16 protein-coding genes and 2 pseudogenes are annotated in these 20592 nt (G+C 67.2%); 10 read left to right on the forward strand and 8 right to left on the reverse strand.

All coding sequences use genetic code 11. The features are described from left to right. Positions 1 to 413: pseudogene (locus tag C563_RS0119240) on the forward strand (lipoyl synthase); the annotation flags it as partial. Positions 414 to 483: 70 nt separating this feature from the next. Further along, the gene (locus C563_RS0119245; RefSeq protein ID WP_018763708.1) at positions 484 to 1794 is read left to right on the forward strand and encodes an MFS transporter; all 1311 of its coding nucleotides are present in this window, start codon (positions 484 to 486) and stop codon (positions 1792 to 1794) included. Positions 1795 to 1855: 61 nt separating this feature from the next. On the opposite strand, the gene C563_RS0119250 is transcribed toward C563_RS0119245, so the two are convergent. From C563_RS0119250 to C563_RS0119260, 3 genes are all read right to left on the reverse strand, one after another. Continuing rightward, positions 1856 to 4201, reverse strand: a complete 2346-nt coding sequence (locus C563_RS0119250) for a glycoside hydrolase family 65 protein (protein WP_018763709.1) — start codon at positions 4199 to 4201, stop codon at positions 1856 to 1858. A 136-nt stretch (positions 4202 to 4337) separates the two neighbouring features. Then, positions 4338 to 5075: an HAD family hydrolase gene (locus C563_RS0119255; protein ID WP_018763710.1), complete on the reverse strand. Its 738-nt coding sequence runs from the start codon at positions 5073 to 5075 to the stop codon at positions 4338 to 4340. A 195-nt stretch (positions 5076 to 5270) separates the two neighbouring features. Continuing rightward, positions 5271 to 5888: an alpha/beta hydrolase gene (locus C563_RS0119260; RefSeq protein ID WP_026265134.1), complete on the reverse strand. Its 618-nt coding sequence runs from the start codon at positions 5886 to 5888 to the stop codon at positions 5271 to 5273. A gap of 173 nt (positions 5889 to 6061) precedes the next feature. On the opposite strand from C563_RS0119260, the gene C563_RS0119265 reads away from it, so the two are divergent. The 5 genes from C563_RS0119265 (at position 6062) to C563_RS0119285 (ending at position 10817) form a co-directional block, all read left to right on the forward strand. Then, on the forward strand, positions 6062 to 6319 hold the full coding sequence (locus tag C563_RS0119265) for a DUF6458 family protein (RefSeq protein ID WP_018763712.1): 258 nt from the start codon (positions 6062 to 6064) through the stop codon (positions 6317 to 6319). Positions 6320 to 6546: 227 nt separating this feature from the next. Beyond that, entirely contained in the window at positions 6547 to 7353 is an 807-nt protein-coding gene (locus C563_RS0119270) for a DeoR/GlpR family DNA-binding transcription regulator (protein WP_018763713.1), read from the forward strand. Then, complete coding sequence (locus C563_RS0119275; RefSeq protein ID WP_018763714.1) at positions 7350 to 8372, forward strand: 1-phosphofructokinase family hexose kinase; 1023 nt, start codon at positions 7350 to 7352, stop codon at positions 8370 to 8372. The genes C563_RS0119270 and C563_RS0119275 overlap by 4 nt, the downstream gene beginning before the upstream one ends. Positions 8373 to 8374: 2 nt before the next feature. Continuing rightward, positions 8375 to 10471, forward strand: coding sequence for a PTS fructose transporter subunit IIABC (locus tag C563_RS0119280; protein WP_018763715.1), 2097 nt, complete (start codon positions 8375 to 8377; stop codon positions 10469 to 10471). Positions 10472 to 10538: 67 nt separating this feature from the next. Then, on the forward strand, positions 10539 to 10817 hold the full coding sequence (locus C563_RS0119285) for an HPr family phosphocarrier protein (RefSeq protein WP_018763716.1): 279 nt from the start codon (positions 10539 to 10541) through the stop codon (positions 10815 to 10817). 174 nt (positions 10818 to 10991) lie between these two features. On the opposite strand, the gene C563_RS0119290 is transcribed toward C563_RS0119285, so the two are convergent. The 3 genes from C563_RS0119290 to ku form a co-directional block, all read right to left on the reverse strand. Next, positions 10992 to 11423 carry an SRPBCC family protein gene (locus C563_RS0119290; protein WP_018763717.1) on the reverse strand — a complete coding sequence of 144 codons (432 nt, stop codon included), beginning with the start codon at positions 11421 to 11423 and terminating at the stop codon, positions 10992 to 10994. Between the two features lie 2 nt (positions 11424 to 11425). After that, positions 11426 to 12265 (reverse strand): class I SAM-dependent methyltransferase, encoded by an 840-nt coding sequence (locus tag C563_RS0119295; protein ID WP_018763718.1) that lies wholly within the window; start codon positions 12263 to 12265, stop codon positions 11426 to 11428. A gap of 148 nt (positions 12266 to 12413) precedes the next feature. Beyond that, entirely contained in the window at positions 12414 to 13514 is a 1101-nt protein-coding gene (ku, locus tag C563_RS0119300) for a non-homologous end joining protein Ku (protein WP_018763719.1), read from the reverse strand. A 40-nt stretch (positions 13515 to 13554) separates the two neighbouring features. Between ku and C563_RS0119305 the strand changes: the two genes are divergently transcribed. Continuing rightward, a complete protein-coding gene (locus C563_RS0119305; protein ID WP_026265135.1) occupies positions 13555 to 16056 on the forward strand; it encodes an ATP-dependent DNA ligase in 2502 nt (833 codons plus the stop codon). Between the two features lie 119 nt (positions 16057 to 16175). Here the strand turns inward: C563_RS0119305 and C563_RS0119310 are convergent, their stop codons facing one another. Continuing rightward, on the reverse strand, positions 16176 to 16433 hold the full coding sequence (locus C563_RS0119310; protein ID WP_018763721.1) for a hypothetical protein: 258 nt from the start codon (positions 16431 to 16433) through the stop codon (positions 16176 to 16178). Positions 16434 to 16865: 432 nt separating this feature from the next. Here C563_RS0119310 and C563_RS21655 point away from each other — a divergent pair, with 432 nt between their 5' ends. Next, the gene (locus C563_RS21655; RefSeq protein ID WP_018763722.1) at positions 16866 to 18452 is read left to right on the forward strand and encodes an MFS transporter; all 1587 of its coding nucleotides are present in this window, start codon (positions 16866 to 16868) and stop codon (positions 18450 to 18452) included. Positions 18453 to 18672: 220 nt separating this feature from the next. Next, positions 18673 to 19815 carry an FUSC family protein gene (locus C563_RS21660; protein ID WP_018763723.1) on the forward strand — a complete coding sequence of 381 codons (1143 nt, stop codon included), beginning with the start codon at positions 18673 to 18675 and terminating at the stop codon, positions 19813 to 19815. Here C563_RS21660 and C563_RS21665 read toward each other — a convergent pair. Then, positions 19765 to 20555, reverse strand: a pseudogene (locus C563_RS21665) (SDR family NAD(P)-dependent oxidoreductase). The gene C563_RS21660 and the pseudogene C563_RS21665 overlap by 51 nt on opposite strands. Between the last annotated feature and the right edge of the window lie 37 nt (positions 20556 to 20592).

The raw sequence follows: 20592 nt of genomic DNA on the forward strand, positions 1-20592 counted from the left end.
TGGACGTCATCACCCAAGGCCGCAACCTGGGCATGGTCACCAAATCCAACCTCATCCTGGGCATGGGCGAAACCCGCGAGGAAATCTCCGAAGCCCTCCGCGACCTCCACGAAGCCGGCTGCGACCTGATCACCATCACCCAATACCTCCGCCCCTCCGAACGCCACCTCCCCGTGGACCGCTGGGTCAAACCCCATGAATTCGTGGACCTCCAGCACGAAGCCCAGGACATCGGCTTCCTCGGCGTCATGTCCGGCCCCCTGGTCCGCTCCTCCTACCGCGCCGGCCGCCTCTGGGCCACCGCCATGCGCAAAAAAGGCCGCGACATCCCCGCCGAACTCGCCCACATCGCCGACGGCATCCAAGACTCCGGCACCACCCGCCAGGAAGCCAGCACCCTCCTGGCCGGGTAATCCAGGACGGGGTTCCGGCCGGCCCTGCCCAGGGTGGTTGTCCCGGCCGGAACGCCCCTAGACTTGGCCTATGCCCACGCCCAAAGCTTTGCGGCCGTTTGCCCATCGCGAGTACCGTGTGCTGATTGCGGCCCTGGCCATCTCGATTTTCGGGTCCGGGATGTGGGCCGTGGCCATGGTCTACCAGGTGATCCACCTGGGTGGCGGCCCATTGGACCTCTCCCTGGTGGCAGCGGCGGGCAGCGTTGGCCTGGTGGCCTTCGTCCTGGCCGGCGGGATCGCGGCCGACCGGGTCCCCCAGCGCCGCCTCATCATCGCCGTGGAAGGCGCCAACCTTGCAGTGATCGCCGCCATCAGCGGGCTGGCGATCGCCGGTTGGCTGGAATTGTGGCACGTGGCGGTGGGCGCGTTCGTGCTGGGGGTGGGTGCGGCGTTCTTCTTCCCGGCGTACTCAGCCATCCTGCCGCGCATCCTGCCACCGGAGGACCTGCTGGCGGCCAACGGCATGGAAGGGTCCATGCGGCCGGTTTTGCAACAGGCGGCCGGGCCCGCGGCGGCCGGCGTCCTGGTGGCAGCGCTCTCGCCGTCGCACGCAGTAACCGCGGTTGCCGGTTGCCACTTCGCGGCTTTCGTCATCCTGAACTTCCTGCGCCCCCAGGAACGCCCGGACACCCGCGGCGAAGGCGGGGAAGCGGCGGAAGGCGCGGAACGCCGTCGGCAATCCTTCATCCGGGACTTGCGTGAGGGCGTCAGCTACACCGTGCGCACCCCTTGGCTCCTGTGGACACTCCTGTGGGCCTGCATCTCGGTGCTGTTCCTGATCGGCCCCATCGAGGTGCTGCTCCCGTTTGTGGTCCGCGACCAGCTCGGCGGGGATTCAAGCGCGTTCGGGTTCCTGCTCGCCATCATGGGCGTCGGCGCTGCCCTGGGCTCGCTGCTCACCGCGTCCTTCCGGCTGCCGCGGCGGTACCTCACGGTCATGATGGTGTCCTGGGGTGCCGGCAGCCTCCCCCTGGCCGCGATCGGCGTGATGGACAACTTCTGGGCGGTCGGGGCGGCCCTCTTCGTGTTCGGTGCCACCGGCAGCGTCGGCATGGTCATCTGGGGCACCCTGCTCCAGAGACGCGTGCCGCCGCACCTGCTGGGAAGGATTTCCAGCCTGGACTTTTTTGTGTCGCTGGCCCTGATGCCGGTCTCCATGGCGCTGGCAGGACCGGCGGCGGAGGTACTGCCCATCTGGCTGATCTTCCTCGTGGCCGGCGGCGTGTGCCCCGTCGTGGCGGTGGTGGCCATGGCAGCCGCCAACATGTCCCGCGATGAACGCGCGCATCCGCTGGACGCGGCACTCCAGGTGGAACGGGCGACGACGGCAGGAGACTAGGGCGGCGGGCGCACCACCGTCTCCTCCCGCCGTCGGACCCACCCGGGTGCCCGGCAGGGGCCTAGCTGTGGCCGCGGACCACCGGGATACTCGCCGTCGGAAGGCCGCTGGGGAAGACCGTCGGTTCAGGAATGGCCACCGGCTCCAGCGGGACCTGTACGCCCTGCGCGGCCGCGAGGACCCGCTGGCCCCTGACGTCAATTTCCAGGGGTTCGCCTTCCTGCACGGTGAGGGTGATGGAACCGGACGCGAGCTGGACCAGCAGCAGCCGGCCCCTGACCTTCAGGTGGAAGGCCAGCGAATCCCACTCCGCGGGCAGGCGCGGATCGAAGAACGGGACCGGCCCTTGGTCCCGCAAGCCTGCGAAGCCGCACACCAGGGAGGACCACACGCCGCCGGTGGAGGCGATGTGGACGCCGTCGATCGTATTGCCGTGGGTGTCGTCCAGGTCGATGAACGCGGCACTGGTGAAGTGGTCCAGGGCTTCCTTTGAATACCCCACCTCGGCCGCCATGATCCCCTGCACGCAGGCGGACAGGGTGGAGTCGCCGGTGGTGATGGGATCGTAGAAGTCGAAGGCCCGCTGCTTCTCCCGTGCCGTGAAGTCCTGCCACTGGAGGAACATGGCCAGGACCGTGTCCGCCTGCTTGAGGACCTGGTGGCGGTAGATCACCAGCGGGTGGAAGTGCAGCAGCAGGGGGTACTTGGACCGCGGGGTGGTCCAGTCCCAGGCTTCCAGGGTCATGAAGTCGTTGTCCTGGGAGTGCACCTGCAGGTCCTCATCGAAGGGCAGCTGCATCCGGTTGGCGGCCTGCTCCCAGAGCTCCCGCTCGGCGTCGTCGATCCCGGGGTGGTCCAGCGCCGCGGCGACCCGCAGGTTGAAACGGGCCATCACGTTCGTATAGAGGTTGTCGTTCACCACGGCCGTGTATTCGTCGGGCCCGGTGACCCCATGGATGTGGAAAAGGCCGTCCTTGCCGAAGAAGCCCAGGGAGATCCACATCCGGGCCGTCTCGATGAGCAGTTGGGCACCCATTCCGTCCCGGAAGGCGGCATCGCCGGTGGCCCAGAGGTACCTGTTGGTGGCGAAGGCGATCGCGGCCGCGATGTGGAACTGGGCCGTTCCGGCAGCGTAATAGGCACTTGCTTCGAGTCCGTTGATGGTGCGCCACGGGAAGAGTGCACCGTCAACGCTTAGTTCCTTGGCGCGGATCTTGGCCTCTGGCAGCATGCCGTGGCGGAACTCCAGGACCTGCCGCGCGCCGTCGGGGTTGGTGTAGGTGAGGTAGGGCAGCAGGTACACCTCCTGGTCCCAGAAGTAGTGCCCCTCGTAGCCGGAGCCGGTTACTCCCTTGGCGGGAATGCCGGCAACATCGGCGCGGGCCGTCGCCTGGGCCAGCTGGAAGAGGTTCCACCGGATGGCCTGCTGGAGCCCCGGGCTGCCGCCGCCCACCACGATGTCGGACGTTGCCCAGTAGCCGCGGTAGTGGGCCATGCTCTCGGCGAAGATTTCGTTCACCGGGCGAAGGGCTTCCTCGGCCACCGCGGCTGCATCGACGTTCGGGTCCTGGACGCGGCGGCCGGCGGCGTAGCTGACGCTCTTTTCCAGCCGGAAGGGTTCGTCCGGCTCCACTGCCAGGACATACCGGACGCTGCTGTCATCCTGGTCCACCAGGGTTTCGAAAGGCTGGTGCCCCGCAGAGGTCCAGTGGTCCACGGCCAGGCCCACCCGTTGCTTTGATTCTGCGGCCTCCCACGAGAGGCGCAGCGAACCGTCGCCGCCGTCAAGGTTTACGGGCAGCAGTACCCGTCCGGCGTGGCGGCCGGACCGGCGCGGATCGTGCACGGAGTGGTCCTCCACCGGCTGGTCCTGGCGGTTGATCACCTGGGAGGTGACGTCCAGCGAAACCAGCCGGTCCGTGGCCACTTCCAGCGAGATGCCGAGGCAGCCGCGGGACTCGAAGCCGACGGCGCGCCGTTCAGTGGTGGTCACGGCGGCCCCGGACCGGCACTGCCAGGTGATGCGGCATTCGTAGATTCCGGTGGAAAAGTCCACGGCGCGCCGGTATTCCAGGACCTCGGACTCGGCGAGGCTGAGGCTTTCGCCGTCCACCACCACCGCGAAGTTGTTGGCATCCGGAACGTAGATGATGCGTTGCCCGGTCCGGGCAAAGCCAAAGGCGTTTTCCGCGTGCTTGATGTCCCAAATTTCATGCAGCCCGTTGATGAAGCTGCCGGGCAGGCCGCCATCCGCCGCCGCCCAGTGGGCGCCGCGGATACCCAGGTGCCCGTTTCCCAGGGCAAAGAGTGTTTCGAGGGTGCCTGCGCCACCAGCCTCGTGGCGGGTTTCGACGAGTTGCCAGGGGGTGTCGGGGAACCGTTCGCGGTCCGCGGTAATGACTGCCATGGTGGGGATCCTTTTGGCCTTGCTGGGTGCCGCCGGGGGGCGGGCACGAGGTATTCGGGGAGAATGCGCTGCTCGGATGGGTGCCACTCGGGGGGGTAGCGGCACCGGTAGCCCGGGGGGAACGGGCATCACCGGCTTAGGGGATGAGTTCCTGTAGGTCATTGACCACCAAGGTGGCACCGGCGTCCAGGAGCGTCTGCCGGCCGGCGCCCCGGTCCACCCCAATGACGGAGTGGAACGATCCGGCCCGTCCGGCCTGCACCCCGGACACGGCGTCTTCAACCACCACGCACTCGGCGCTGGAGAGGTCCAGCAGTTTCGCGGCGTACTCGTAGGTGGCAGGGCTCGGCTTGCCGGGCAGGCCCCGTTCCGCGGCAACCACCCCGTCCACCACGACGGGGAAGTGATGGCTGAGCCCGGCCGCCTGCAGGACGGCGGGCGCGTTCCGGGAGGACGAGACGACGGCGACTTTGAGTCCCTGCGCCAGCACCGCTTCGAGGAACCGCACCGAGCCGTCGAAAGGTTCGACGCCGGCGCTGACGATGTCGTTGAAGATCCCGTTCTTCCTGTTGCCCAGGCCCTGGACCGTTTCGTGGGCGGGGTCGTCGTCGAGCGGGCCTTCGGGCAGGGTGATACCGCGGGACGAAAGGAAGTCCCGCACCCCGTCGAAGCGGGGTTTGCCGTCAATATGGTCGAAGTAGTCGCTTTCGCGGTACCCGGGAACGTCCGGATGCGAGGCCAGGTAGCCGTCGAAGAGTTCCTGCCACGCGCGCTCATGCACTGTGGCTGTGGGCGTCAGTACTCCGTCGAGGTCGAACAGGATTGCGGCGGCGCCGGTCCAGTCGGTAGTCCCGGGTGACGTGAGGTGTGTCATCAGCGGTGCGGTGTCCTTTCAGTCTGCGGACAGCCGGCCCCGCCGGTGCGGCCACAGGAGGCTCCCGTGCGCACGCGCACAGCAGCATCTCCGTGTCCGCCCACTGCAGGACCGATCATGGCCACAGACGAGTGTAAGCGCTTGCAAATTTGACTGGCAACTGTTTTTTCCCGGCCCGGCAGCACCGGGCGGAGTTCAGCGCAGCACGTAGTGGCGCAGGAATGCGCTGATGTCCACCATCTCGGCTTTGGACATGGCGTGCCCCATGCCCGGGTAGGTCCGGGCCGTCAGCAATGTGTTGGCAGCCAGCCACTCGGCGGTGTAGGCAGTGGCGTCCTCATTGATCACCAGGTCCGCCTTGTCCCGCCCCCAGAAGAACGGCGGTTTGGTGTCGAAGGAGTCCATCGTGGACAGGAGTTCGTTGTTGAGCACGAAGCCGGACAGCCCCACCACGGCCTTGTAGTCATCGGGGTGCAGCCGCATGAGCGTGCTTGCCATCGCCATCCCCTGGGAGTACCCCATCAGGGTGACGCTGCTGTGCTGGTCCTTGACCGATCCGATCCAGGCCCGCACGGAGGTGGCCGCGGAGATGACGTCCGCGAAGTCGTTGGCCAGGAAGTAGTCCAGCAGGAACCACCCCCAGTGGTCCCCGATGGGCATGGGAGCGCGCAGCGCGGCGAAGGTGAACTCCTGGGGCAGATACTCGAAGAGGCGCACCATCCGGGACTCGTCCGTGCCGTAGCCGTGCATCATCACCAGCAAGGGGGTGCCGGCGCGCAACTCTTCCGGCTTGGACCACACAACTGTTTCCACCGGACCAGCCTAGCGAGGCGTGCACGCCGCCCCGGCGCGGTGATTGAATCCGGAATCGCCGGGAGGTAGCGTGTCGCCTGACAGACAGCATGCTTAGCAGTGGCACCATACGCACCACCATCACCGCAATGCCCTACCAGCGCCGCGCAGGACGCGGCTATAAGGAGCACGTCATGAGAATTGGCTCGTCTATCTTCCTCATCGCCCTCGGCGCCATCCTTGCCTGGGCCGTGGCTCCAGGGCTGATCCCGTTCGTGGACCAACAGCTGGTGGGCTACATCCTGATCGCCGTGGGCGTGATTGGGTTGATCGCCTCGCTGATCCTGGCCTCCCCCGGCCGGAGCCGCCGCGTCAGCGAGTCCCGTTCGGTCATCGATCCCAACACTGGCGAGCGCATCACCCGGCACGAAACCCGCGACGGCGGCATCTAGCCACAGCGAATCCCGGAACGCGAGTCCGGAGTAAGCCATGAACCCGGAGAGCCGGGCTGGACCATCCCAAGTCCGGCCCGGCTTTCCTGCGTCAACAAGGGTTGCTCGCCAACCGATTTTGTTTCGTGTGGGTTTCCATTGACAAACCAACATAAGCAAAGATAAAGTCAAGTAACTCAACATCAATGTGATGCCAGTCACGCAGGAACCTACGCAACGGAGGGTACGTGTTCGCCGAAGAGCGCCAGCAAAAGATTGCCGAGCTTGTCGCCGGCAACGGCCGGGTCAGCGTGACCCTGCTGGCAGAGCGCTTCCGCATCACCACCGAAACCGTGCGCAGGGACCTTGCCGCCCTGGAGAACGCGGGCACCGTCCGCCGGGTCCACGGCGGCGCCGTGGCTGCCGACCGCTTCAGCACCACCGAAGAAAGCGTCACCGAGCGTGCCATCCAGCGGCCGGACCAGAAGATCCGCATCGCGGAGGCCGCACTCGCGCTCATTCCACGGAACTCGCCGGCCAGCGTCCTCATGGACGGCGGCACCACCACCGAGGTCCTGGCGGACCTGCTGGCGCGCCGTACCGCCATCGAACCGACCGACGGAACCGGGCCGCACCACGAACTGGTGGTCATTACCCACGCCGTCCCTATCGCCAGCAAGCTCTCCAACGTTCCCGGCGTAGCCCTGCAGATCCTGGGCGGGCGCGTCCGCGGCATTACCCAGGTGGCCGTGGGGCAGGCGACGGTGGACGCCGCCGCCCGCATCCGCCCGGACATAGCGTTCATCGGCACCAACGGCATCCACGCCACCTTCGGCGTCAGCACTCCCGATCCTGAAGAAGCGGCCGTCAAGGCAGCCTTCGTCCAGTCGGCACGCCGCATTGTGGTGTTGGCCGACTCCTCCAAGCTGGACACGGAAACCCTGGTCCAGTTCGCCTCCCTGAAAGACCTGGACACCTTGATCACAGACAGTGAACCCGGGCCCGAACTCGCGGCCGCCCTGGAAGACGCCGGCGTCGACGTGGTGATCGCATGATCGTCACCTTCACGGCCAACCCCAGCCTTGACCGGACCGTTGCCCTGCCCGGCCCGCTGGCCCGCGGTGAGGTGCAGCGTGCCGTCTCCGTCCGCCAGGAGTCCGGCGGCAAGGGAGTCAACGTCTCCCGCGCCCTGGTGGCGTCCGGCCTCGATTCCCTGGCGGTCCTGCCCGGAGCGGACGGCGATCCCGTCCTGGCCGGACTGCGCGAGCAGGGGGTGCCTTTCGTCTCCCTGCCCATCGACGAGCCGCTGCGGACCAATGTGGCGCTCACCGAACCCGGCGGCGTCACCACGAAGATCAACGAACCCGGGCCGGTCCTGGCCGCAGACCAGCAGGAAGCGCTCATCAAGTTGCTGCTGGAAAGCTCGCGCGGCGCCAACTGGGTGGTCCTGGCCGGCTCGCTGCCACCCGGGTTCCCGGACAACTTCTACGCCATGGTGGCCCGGCGGATCCGGGAGGCGGGCAATGGCACAGCGCCGCTGATCGCCGTCGACTCCTCCGGGGCGCCCCTGGCCGCCTCCCTGACCGACGCCGGAAGCTTTGACGACGGTACGGGCAGCGGCGCAACAACCCCAGGTTCCGGGAAACCGGACCTCCTCAAACCCAACGCCGAAGAACTGGCTGAGCTGGCCGCAGCCGCCGGTTTTGCCCCGGCCACCGGAGACGAGCTGGAAGCGGACCCGGCTGCAGCTGCAGCCGCCGCGGCCGCCGTCGTTCGTTCCGGTGTGGGTGCTGTGCTGGCAACTCTCGGTTCCAAGGGAGCTGTCCTTGTAACGGCCGACGGCGCGTGGCTGGCCACGCACCCGCCGGTCGCCGCAGTGAGCACGGTGGGTGCGGGCGACTCCGCGCTGGCCGGCTACCTGCTCGCCCACGGCCGGGGATCCGCCCCGGCCGACTGCCTTCGTCAGGCGGTGGCCCACGGTGCCGCCGCCGCCTCCCTGCCGGGTTCCACTGTTCCGGCAGTACACCAAACAACCCCGGATGCCGTAACCATCACGGCCCTTCGAAAGGATTGACAGTGACTCAGCTCATCACCACGGAACTGGTCGAGCTCGACCAGAACCTGGGTAACGCGCCCGAAGCGGTGATCCGGCATCTGGCAAGCAAGGTAGCTGCCACCGGACGTGCCTCAGAAGTCGAGGGCCTCTTCGCCGACGCCTTTGCCCGCGAGCAGAAGACCGCCACCGGCATCCCCGGCGGCATCGCCATCCCGCACTGCCGCTCGGCCGCCGTCACGGTACCCACCCTGGCCATGGCCCGCCTGAACCCCAAGGTGGACTTCGGCGCCAAGGACGGCCCGGCGGACCTGGTCTTCTTCATCGCCGCCCCGGACGGCGCGGACCAGGAGCACCTGAAGCTGCTCTCCAAACTGGCCCGCTCCCTGATCAAGAAGGACTTCACCGCAGCGCTGCGCAACGCCTCCTCCGAGGCCGAGATCGTGGAACTCGTTGAAGGGGCCTTGGCGGACAAGCCCGCCGCGCACGCTGCCACCGCCCCCGCGGACGCGGTACCGGTTGGTGCCAGCGTTGGCGCAGGTGCCGCCGGCTCCGCCGCCGGTGCCCCCGCCGCCGGTGCGGCCGGGTCCGGCGGGCGCGGCCCCAAGCGCCTGGTAGCCGTCACGGCCTGCCCCACCGGGATCGCGCACACCTACATGGCGGCCGATTCCCTCGTGGCAGCCGCCCGGGAAATGGGCGTGGACCTCCAGGTGGAAACCCAAGGCTCGTCCGGTGCCAAGGCACTGGACCCCGCCGTCATCGCCGCCGCGGACGCCGTCATCTTCGCGGTGGACGTGGATGTGCGCGGCAAGGAGCGCTTTGCCGGCAAGCCCGTGATCAACGCCCCCGTGAAGCGCGGCATCGACGAGCCGGACAAGATGGTCCAGGAAGCACTCGCCGCAGCCGACAACCCCCACGCCCGCCGCGTCCCGCACTTCGGTGCCGAGGAGCAGGCCGAGCACGAGGCTGAGGAGAAGGGCGAGCACATCGGGCAGAAGCTGAAGAAGGCCCTGCTCACCGGTGTCAGCTACATGATTCCGTTCGTGGCAGGTGGCGGCCTCCTGATCGCCCTCGGCTTCCTCATGGGCGGCTACCTGATCACCAAGTACGCGGACAACATCGTTGTCCAGAACAGCCTGTTCAACCTGCCCACCGAGTTCCCTGACAACGCGTGGGGTCCGCTGGGCGCCTACCTGGGTGCGGTGCTCTTCAAGATCGGCGCGCTCTCGCTGGGCTTCCTGGTCCCGGCGCTGGCCGGCTACATCGCCTACGCGATCGCCGACCGTCCGGGCATCGCCCCCGGCTTCGTCGCCGGTGCCGTGGCCGGATTCATGGGAGCCGGCTTCCTCGGCGGCATCGTCGGCGGCCTGCTCGCCGGTTACATCGCCCACGTGGTGGGCCGCCTGCAGGTAGCCCGCTGGCTGCGTGGCCTGATGCCCGTGGTGATCATCCCGCTGCTGGCATCGCTGGTGGCCTCCGGCCTGATGTTCCTGATCCTGGGCGGCCCGATCGTGGCCATCACCAAGGGCCTGAATGCCTGGCTGTCCGGCCTGACCGGTGCCGGCGCCATCGCGCTCGGCGTGATCCTGGGCCTGATGATGTGCTTCGACCTCGGCGGTCCCGTCAACAAGGTTGCCTACTCCTTCGCCGTCGCCGGCCTGGGGGCAGCAACCATCGACAACCAGGCACCCTGGCAGATCATGGCCGCGGTCATGGCCTCCGGCATGGTTCCCCCGCTGGCCATGGCGCTGGCCTCCACCGTCCTGAACAAGAAGCTGTTCAGCCTCGCGGAGCAGGAAAACGGCAAGGCCGCCTGGCTGCTGGGGGCGTCCTTCATCTCCGAAGGCGCCATCCCGTTCGCCGCTGCAGACCCCCTGCGCGTCATCCCCGCCAGCATGCTCGGCGGCGCGGTGACCGGCGCCATCTCGATGGCGGCGGGCGTCGGATCCAAGGCACCGCACGGCGGCATCTTCGTCTTCTTCGCCATCGACAACTTCCTGATGTTCGTCGTCTCGATCGTGGTCGGTACGGTAGTTACGGCCCTGTCCGTGATCGCTCTCAAACGCTGGGCAGTCAAGAAGACCGTTGATACGGTTGAACCGGTTCCCGTAACCGTCTAAGCCGGCCCCGACCCACCTATCCTCCCGGCGCTGAACCATCAGCACGCCGAACGACTAAGGAGCAACAATGCCAGAACGCACCGCAACCGTCGCCAGCCGAGTGGGCCTGCACGCACGCCCCGCCGCCATCTTCGCTGAGGCGGCAGGCGAGTTCGACCTGGAGATCACCATCGCCCGCGAGGGGGAGCCGGCAGACGAGGCAATGGATGCCGCCAGCATCCTGTCCCTCATGAGCCTGGGCGCCTCGCACGGCGACGTGGTGGTCCTCCGCGCCGAGGGCGCGGGTGCGGACGACGCCTTGGAACGCCTGGTGCAGATCCTGGAAACGGATCACGACGCCGAGTAGCAGCCACGCTGCCTGGCAGCACACAGCCGGCGGCCGCCGTCGGGCTTCCCCCAAGGAGGGGTGCCCGACGGCGGCCGCTTGGCTTTAAGCGCCACCCCACCCAAGCAACTCGCAGTTGTTGTAGTTTTGAACGCCCAAAACGACAACATGTGCGACCCAGTTGGGAGGCGGGGATCAGCCGCGTTCGGCGATGGCCTTTACGTCCGCCACCAGCTTGTCCCACATCGCCTGGGAGTGGGCGGCGGCTTCCTCGCTGGGGTTGTTGTCCTGGGCCAGGGACAGCCGGGTGGTGCCGTCCTGGTCCTCCAGGGTCCATTCGAGCGTGTGGTAGTTTCCGGGCTCGTCAGGCTGGCCGGAGAGCGGACTGAAGTGGGTGTGGACCAATTTTCGTCCAGGTTCCACGGCCAGGATCTCGCCCTTGTCCTGGTACGGTTTCCCTTCCCATTCGCCCAGCCAGATGATGGGGCTGCCAACCTTCCAGTCCGTCTGCAGGGTGGCTCCGAACATGAACTCCTTCACCGCCGCGGGGTCGGTGATCACCTCCCACACACGGTCCGGCGGGGCATCGATGGTGGTGACTGACGTTGCCACGTGGTTTCCGGTCATGCTCAATCCTTCCTCGCGGTGAAGACCAGGTATTCCCATTCCATCTGGAACGGGATGTCGCCGTGCGCGTCCCCGTAGGAGTCCGCCAGGTCCGTGAGCGCCCGGTCCAGGGCTTTGACCTTGTCCGGGTCATCGGCCAGTGATTTGTACACGGAGATCATCGGGCCATAATGCGATTTGAAGTACCTGACGAAGTCCGCCGGCTGGTGGAAGCTCCGGACGGCCAGGTTCTGCTTCCGGGTGCGGATCCCGGCCGCCCTGTCCCCCAGGAGTTCGCGGAGGTGTTCCTCGCTCCCCCACAGCGTGGCGGGCTGGGCACCCGCCGGGGGTGGGGGCGCGAACGGTCCCAGGGCGGCAAACAATTCCCCGATGAAGCCTTCCGGCGTCCAGCAGAGCAGCCCGATGGTGCCACCCCGTTTGCAGACGCGGAGCAGTTCATCGGCGGCGGCCTGGTGGCGCGGCGCGAACATCACCCCGATGCAGCTCATGACGGCGTCGAACTCCTCATCGCCAAAGGGCAGGGCTTCGGCGTCAGCCTCCTTCCAGTCGAGGGTGACGCCCCGGTTGGCCGCCTCTTTCCGGCCTGCGTCGAACAGCTCTGGGGTGAGGTCGCTGGCCACTACTTTGGCGCCCATCATGGCAGCGGGGATGGCTGCGTTGCCGGTCCCTGCCGCAACGTCGAGGACACGCTGCCGCGGTTTGATGCCGCACGCCTCCACCAGCACGGCACCCAGTTCCAGGAGCAGTTCGTCCGCGAGCGCCGGGTAGTCCCCCGACGCCCACATGGCCCGGTGCTTTGCCTTGAGTTGCCGGTCCGCCTCCGCTGCTGCCTGGTCGTTCATGTCCGCGCCCCTTTACGTGCCCGTTCCCACGGGTCCGTTCCGAATGGGTGACAGCACGCTGTTGGCACAGCGGAGGCTGCGATGCGACTCATTGTGGACGCGATGGCAGCCCCTGTAAAGGCGCAGCAACTGTCCCGGCCGGGCAGGATCAGGCAGGCTTGCGGGTCCTGGTGCTGGTCTTCGCGGCCGGCTTGCCATCCGCTGCGCCGGTGGACTTGGTGCCGGCGGACTTAGTGCCCGAGGTCTTGGCGGCGGTTTTGGCCGCCGGCTTCGCGGCAGCCTTCGTGGCAGTGGCCTTGCCTGCCTGCCTCGTGGTGGCCGGCTTTGCCTCATCGGTGCCTGTCTTGGCAGCGGCTGTCCTGGCACCGGACGCTTTGGTGCCGGCGGCCTTGCGTGCTGGCTTGGCAGGTTCCCCGTCCGCCGCGTCCTCGCCGCCGTCGGAATCTCCGCCCGAGGCGGCACCTCCGCGCTTCCGGTCCAGGCTCCGCTTCAGGGCTTCCATCAGGTCGATGACCTCGCCCTTGCCGCCCTCACCGGACTCGACGCCGAAAGTCTCCTCCGTATCCAGCGATTCACCCTGTTCGAGTTTCGCCTCAATGAGCTGGCGGAGTTGCACCTGGTACTCGTCGGTAAAGGAGGTGGGGTCGAAATCAGCTGCCATGGACTCCACCAGGGCCGCGGACATGTCCCGTTCCTGCGCCGAAATCCGGATGTCTGCTTCGAGGGAGGGGAAGCTGGCCTCCCGCACCTCGTCCGGCCAGAGGAGGGACTGCAGCACCAGCACGTCGTCCTTGATCCGCAGGGCCCCCAGCCGGGTCTTCTCCCGCAGCGCGAATTGGACCACCGCCACCCGGTCCGTGTCCTCCAGGGCCCGCCGCAGCAGGACGTACGCCTTGGGCGACTTGGAATCCGGTTCCAGGTAGTAGCTCTTCTCGAACATCATGGGTTCAAGCTGCTCGGACGGCACGAACTGCACCACTTCGATCTCGTGGCTGTTCTCGGCCGGAATGGACTTGAGTTCCTCCTTGGAAAGCACCACGGTCCGGCCGTCCTCCTCGAACGCCTTCTCAATGTCCGAGTAGTCCACCACCTCCCCGCAGACCTCGCACCGGCGCTGGTAGCGGATCCTTCCGCCGTCGGCGTTGTGCACCTGGTGCAGACTGATGTCATGATCCTCAGTGGCGCTGTAGACCTTCACGGGCACGTTGACCAGCCCGAACGCGATGGCACCCTTCCAGATGGCTCTCATTCATACAGTCAACATCAGAGCGGGCCGGAGGTGAAGACCTGTGGCCGGCACTAGGGAACGTGTCCGGGTGGCGGGACGCGAATTGACGCTCACCAACCTGGACAAAATCATCTATCCGGAGACCGGCACCACCAAGGCTGACGTGCTGGCTTACTACGCCGCAGTGGCCCACGTCCTGATCCCCGCCGCGGCCAACCGGCCGGCCACCCGCAAGCGGTGGGTCAACGGCGTGGGCACGGCAGGCAAGCCCGGTGAGGTGTTCTTCCAAAAGGACCTGGAGGACTCGGCCCCCGGCTGGCTGCCCCGGGCCGCGATCACCCACAAGGACCGGACCATCCACTACCCCCTGGTCAATGACGCCGCCACGCTGGCCTGGTTCGGGCAGATCAACTCACTCGAAATCCACGTGCCGCAGTGGCGGGTGGATGCACACGGCAACCAGTTGAACCCGGACCGGCTGGTACTGGACCTTGACCCGGGTGAGGGCGCGGGCCTGCCGGAATGCCGCGAGGTGGCACTGCTCGCGCGGTCCATCCTGGAGGACGTGGGCCTGGAACCGGTGCCGGTGACCAGCGGCAGCAAGGGCATCCATCTCTACGCCGCGCTCGACGGTTCCCAGACGTCCGAGCAGATCTCCGCTTTCGCCCGCGAACTGGCCCGGGCGCTCGAGGCGGACCACCCGGACCTCGCCGTCAGCGATATGAAGAAGACGCTGCGCAGGGGCAAGGTGCTGGTGGACTGGAGCCAGAACAACGCGGCGAAAACCACGGTGGTTCCCTACTCGCTGCGCGGCCGGCCCACGCCTATGGTGGCAGCCCCGCGGACGTGGCGGGAAATCGGGTCTCCCCGCCTGAAGCACCTGGACTACCGGGAAGTGCTGCGCCGGGTGCGGGACGGCAAGGACCCGTTCGCCGTCGTCGTCAATGCTGCGGCCCGCGCGGAGGAACCGGAGGACGGGCACGACGGCGACCCCCGCCTGGGCGCGTACCGCTCCATGCGTGATCCCAAGGCAACGCCCGAGCCTTTCGCGGGCATCCCGACGGGCGGGAACGCGTTCGTCATCCAGGAACACCACGCCAGCCGGCTGCACTGGGACCTGCGCCTGGAGCACGAGGGCGTCATGGTGTCCTGGGCGTTGCCCAAGGGGGTCCCCCAATCCGGCGGCAAGAACCACTTGGCCGTCCAGACCGAGGACCATCCCATGGACTACCTCACCTTCCACGGGACCATCCCCAAGGGACAATACGGGGCGGGTGAGATGACCATTTGGGACACCGGCACCTACGAACTGCACAAGTGGATCAATGGCAAGGAAGTCATCGTCACCCTGACCGGATCGGAGGGTGGTGGCCTGGGAGGGCCCACGAAACTGGCGCTCATCCACACCGGCCGCGGCCGGGACAAGGACGGGGAGAAGCAGTGGCTTATCCACCTCATGGACCCGGAACACGCGGGCGGGAGACCACGGCACGCGCCGACGGGAGCAGCAGAGCCGTCGCCGGAACGGGGCGAAGCCGGCGCAGGTGGCACGGCGTCTGCTGCGGAGCCTGCCCGGACCGCGCCCGCCGCACCGGATCCGTCCCCGGACCCTGCCGAATACCGGCCCATGATGGCCACGGCGGGCACCGAAGCCGACCTGCGCGGCAGCACGTGGCAATTTGAACTCAAATGGGACGGGGTCCGGGCAATCCTGGTGGCCGACAGGGAAAAGATCCGGATATTGAGCCGCAACGGCAACGACGTGACCAAGACCTACCCGGAGCTTACGGACCGCGCCTGCTGGCCGGAGCAGCCGTTCGTGGCCGATGGCGAGATCATCGCCGTCGGGCCCGGCGGCAGGCCCGACTTTGGGCTCCTGCAGGGCAGGATGAAACTCACCCGGGCCGCCGACGTCGCCAAAGCCCGCACCGCCATCCCGGTGCAACTGATGCTGTTCGACCTGCTTTTCGACGACGGGAAGGACCTGCGGCGCCTGCCGCTCAGCACCCGGCGGCGGAGGCTCGAGGAGTTCTTCAGGCTGTCGGCCTGTCCGGTGGACCTGTCCATGGTGCTCGAGGAACCCGTCGGGCTCCTGCTGGACAGCGCCAGGGAGCTGGGCCTGGAAGGAATCATGGCCAAACGGACGGACAGCCGGTACGTCAGCGGCCAACGGACCCGGACCTGGATCAAACTCAAGCTTGAGCAAACCCAGGAAGTGGTGGTGGGCGGTTGGCGGCCGGGGAAGGGCGGCCGGGAAGAGACGGTGGGCTCACTGCTGGTGGGGATTCCCGATGGCGACAAGCTGCAGTACGTGGGCCGGGTGGGCAGTGGTTTCAGCATGCGCGAGCTCACGGAACTGCGGCAAACCGTGGAACGGCTGGGCCGGAAGGCGTCCCCGTTCCACGATGTCCCCCGTTTGGACGCAGCGGACGCCCATTGGGTGGCCCCGGAACTGGTGGGAGAGGTGACCTACAGCGAATGGACCGGGCCGGGCAGGCTGCGGCACCCTCGGTGGCGGGGCTGGCGCGTTGACAAGGACCCGGCGGAGGTGGTCCGGGAATGACGCCCCGGTTTGCGACGTACCGTGCGCGCGGCAAGACGGAAATTACCCGGCGCCCGCGACATTTCCGGGGCGCCAGGTAATTTGCGTTTTCGATCGGTGCAGTGGCCTTTGCCAGGCGGCTACGAGGAGTGCGGCATCTGCGGCCGGCCGGTCCGGTGGACGGCGGTTACTGCCGCCTCGTGGCCCATGCGGCCGTGTCCGGCAGCCCGGTCCTTCGGATGCCGGCGTTTGCCGCCGCCATCCGGCCATGCATTCTGCCGGGCCAGGGGGACAGCCCCGCTTACTGCGGGCCCGGGTGTGACCGGGGCGTCCATGGCTGCGGCAAGATGGTCCGCCACCTCTGGCCTGATGTGGAACTGGTTGGACTCTTCACCCATGTCTTTTTCCCTTCTTTCCATCGTTCTTCGTTGAAACGAGGCGCCGGCCGGGCGCCCGGGCGTGCGCGGGCAGTCAGCCGAAAAGAAGTGTGTTCATCGCTCTACCATAGGCACCCCGAAGGCTCCTGTGAACCCCTCCGGAGGCCGTGACCGTGCTCACTTCCGCGCCCGCATTTACCCAAATAAACGGCTTGAAACGGTTCCCGAGGAAAAATTTTTGGTAACGGCGCCGTTGATCAGCCTGCTTCCCAGTAGTAGCGCGGGAATCCACGGCGAAAAAAGGTACCAAATGCGGCACTTCAGGGGTAGAAAAGGGAGCATGCTACGCCATTGAGCCGAGCAAACGCCATAGACATCCCGTAAAATTGAAGGCCTGCCCGGAGCGGGGCAGCTACAAGTCGCAAGCAAATGACCTCCACAGGAGTTGCCCAAATGCCCACAGACCGAAGCAGTAACCACTCTCCAGCAGGCGCCAAGAGCGCCCGCGGAACCGACCCTGCGGCCCCCACGGCTGCCAAGAAGCCCAGGCTCCTGCCACGCCGCCGGCTCAAGGAATCCGACGTCAACGTAGTTGACCAGCCCATGCTCAAAAAAGCACTGGGCGGCACCATCGTTGGAAACACGATGGAATGGTACGACGTCGGCGTTTTCGGCTACCTCATCACCACCATGGGGCCCGTGTTCCTGCCGGAATCCGATCCCACGACGCAGAACCTCTTCCTGCTGGGCACATTTGCGGCGACCTTTATCGCCCGCCCCCTCGGTGGCGTCATCTTCGGCTGGCTCGGCGACAAAGTGGGCCGGCAAAAGATCCTGGCCACCACGCTGATGATCATGGCGGCCAGCACGTTCGCCGTCGGCCTGCTGCCCGGATACGCCCAGATTGGATTGTGGGCGGCAGCATTGCTGGTGCTCCTCAAAGTCATCCAGGGTTTCTCCACCGGCGGTGAATATGCCGGTGCCACCACCTTCGTCAGCGAGTATGCCGCCGACAAGCGCCGTGGCTTCTTTGCCAGCTTCCTGGACCTGGGCAGCTACATGGGCTTCGCTATCGGCGCGGCCTTGGTCTCGGTCCTGCAGTTGACCCTGGGCCAGGCCACCATGGAGGACTGGGGCTGGCGCATCCCGTTCCTGATTGCGGGCCCGCTGGGCCTGATCGCCGTGTACTTCCGGAGCAAGATCGAGGAGTCGCCGCAGTTCCAGGCCACCCTGGACGCCCAGGAGGCAAACGCCAAGAACGCCTCCGAAGGCACCCCTACGGCCAAGGGACCTGTCGGTATCGTCAAGGCCTACTGGCGTCCGATCATCGTGGCCATGGTTGTGGTTGCGGCCGCCAACACGGCTGGTTACGCCCTGACCTCCTACATGCCCACCTACCTGACCGACGCCAAGGGTTACGACGAGCTCCACGGCACGCTGTTGACCATCCCGGTGCTGGTAGTCATGAGCCTTTGCATCCCACTGACCGGCAGGCTGTCTGACCGGATCGGCCGCCGCCCCGTGCTGTGGATCGGTGCGGTGAGCACCATCGTCCTGGCCGTTCCGGCGTTCCTGTTGATCGGTATCGGTGCCGTTTGGTCCACCCTGGCAGGCCTGGCCCTGGTTGCCTTCCCCGTGACCTTCTACGTGGCCAACCTCGCCTCGGCCCTGCCGGCCCAGTTCCCCACGTCGAGCCGCTACGGAGCCATGGGCATTGCCTACAACTTCGCGGTGGCGATCTTCGGCGGAACCACACCCTTCATCGTGGAACTGCTGATCAAATCGACCGGCAACGACATGATGCCGGCGTACTACCTGATGGCAACCTCTTTGGTTGGCGCCGTGGCCATTTACTTCCTGAAGGAATCCGCCAACCGCCCCCTCCCGGGATCGATGCCCAGCGTTGATACCCAGGCGGAAGCCAAGGAACTGGTGGAGACCCAGGACCAGAACCCGCTGATCAACCTGGACGAACTGCCGTTCGACACCCAGGACGGTACGGATCCGCATGCACACCGCGGTGTTCCGGCAGGAGCGTAAGCTCCCGCCTGCCGCCCGGGCATTCTTGTAGCCCACGCTCACAGGCCCGCTCCTGTGCTTCCTGCGGGAAGTACGGAAGCGGGCCTTCGCGTGCCCGCCGGATGTCCTGGTGTGTCAGGAGCCCAGCCGGCAACATATGACTCTGCGGGATGCCTGGTGATACGTTCCCAAAGGCCCCATCAGGCGCCGGCACCGCAGTAACAGGGAATGGATTCGGGATATGAAGCGCGTAGTGGACCAGGTGCGCGCGCTGCACCGGCTGGAACCGGCCACCAACGACCATCTTGCGGCGTTCCGGGTTGCCCTGAGCGTCGCAGCCCCCTCCCTGATCCTGTTGGCCTTGGGCAGGACTGACCTGATCATCTACGCCGTGTTCGGTGCCCTTACCGGGATGTACGGCCGCTCGGAGCCCCACCAGTTGCGGCTTCGGCACCAAGGCCAGGCCGCCTTGGTACTGCTCTGCGGAGTGGCCGTGGGGATCACGCTGTCCATCAACCACCTCCATTCCTGGTGGCTGGTGGCCGTGGAAGCCACCCTTGCCGGGGTGGGCTCCGCCTACTCGGACCGGGTGCGGCTGAAACCCAACGGACCCTTCTTCGGCATCCTGGCCCTCGGAGCCTGCGCTTCCGTTCCTGTCGCGGTCCCTTGGTATGTGGCGATGCTCATCGCCGGCGGATCGGCTGTGTTCTCCATGGCGGTGGGCTTCAGCGGCTGGATACGGCGCAGGTCCTGGGAACCCGGCGCCACCAGGGCCGTGCCCTCCCCCACCCCGGCGGGCCGGCGTGAGCTGCTGGTCCACGCCGCACGGTATGTGCTGGCCGTGGGCGCAGCCGGAACAGTGGGCGTCCTCAGCGGCAGCGGCCATCCGCACTGGGCCATGGCAGCCGCGGCAGTGCCGCTCGCCGGGGCGGACCTTCCCAGCCGTGTCCGGCGCGGCATCCACCGCATCGTGGGGACCTTCCTGGGCCTGGCCGTGACCGCCGTCGTCCTCCTTCCGGCACCCTGGACGCTGGCCGGGTTCTACCCCGCGTTCCAGGAGCCCGCGCGCCATGCCCAGGTGCTGGCCCTCCTGGTGATCCTTTTCCAGTTTGCCACCGAGCTGTTCATGACCAGGCACTACGGCTTGGCCATGGTCTGGTTCACCCCGGTGATCCTGCTCATGACCCAACTGGCCTCGCCGGCCGAGCCGGGGGTCTTGATCCTGGAGCGGGCCGTGGAAACGTTGGTGGGCGCGCTGCTGGGCATCCTGGTGGTGGTGGCCGTCCGCCGCTCCGGGCCGCAAGCAGCCGCCGGCCTTGAAGGCCCGGTACAGCTACCCGGGGTTGCGCTCCGGCTTGGGTTTGCGCGCCGGTCCCGCCATTAGCCGCGCCGGCGCCAGCTTGGCCACGGCGGCCACCACCTTATAGCGCCTGGAAGGTACGGACACCGCCTTGCCGCGCTCGTTGTCCGCGAGCCCTTCCCGCACCACCCGCTCCGCGCGCAGCCACGTCCAGGACGGGGCCACGGACTTGTCCATGCCCATCCGGTCGTGGAATTCGGTGTGAGTGAAACCCGGACATACCGCGGTGACCTGGATCCCGCGCGAGCGGTACGCCAGGTTGGCCCACCGGCTGAAACTGACCAGCCATGCTTTCGCTGCCGAGTAGGTGCCGCGGGGTAGGAAGGCGGCCACGCTGGCCACATTGATGATCCTGCCCTCCCCGCGTTCGAGCATTCCGCCGAGCGCCGCGTGGGTGAGCACCATGGCCGTTTCCACGTGCAGCTTCAGGTGGTCTTTTCCGCCCCGATCGGGTTGTCCTCGAAGTTGTGCAGCAGCCCGATACCGGCATTGTTCACCAGGATGCCCACCGGCCGCGCGGGGTCCTTGAGACGTTCGACGACGGCGGCGACGTCGGCGTCCACCGTGAGGTCAGCGGGCAGGACCTCAGCCGTGATTCCGTACCGCCGGTGCAGGTCCGCCGCGGTTTCCTCCAGGCGGGAGGCGCTGCGGGCCACCAGGACAAGGGGGTGCCCCTGGGCCGCGAGCTGCTTGGCGAATTCGTGTCCCAGCCCGGCGCTGGCTCCGGTGACGAGTGCTGTGGTTCGGGTGCTGGTTGGCGTCATGCTGCAAGCCTAGCCAGCGGGAGCATGTTGTGGGCCG

The sequence above is a fragment of the Arthrobacter sp. 135MFCol5.1 genome (genome assembly GCF_000374865.1).
Lineage (GTDB): Bacteria > Actinomycetota > Actinomycetes > Actinomycetales > Micrococcaceae > Arthrobacter.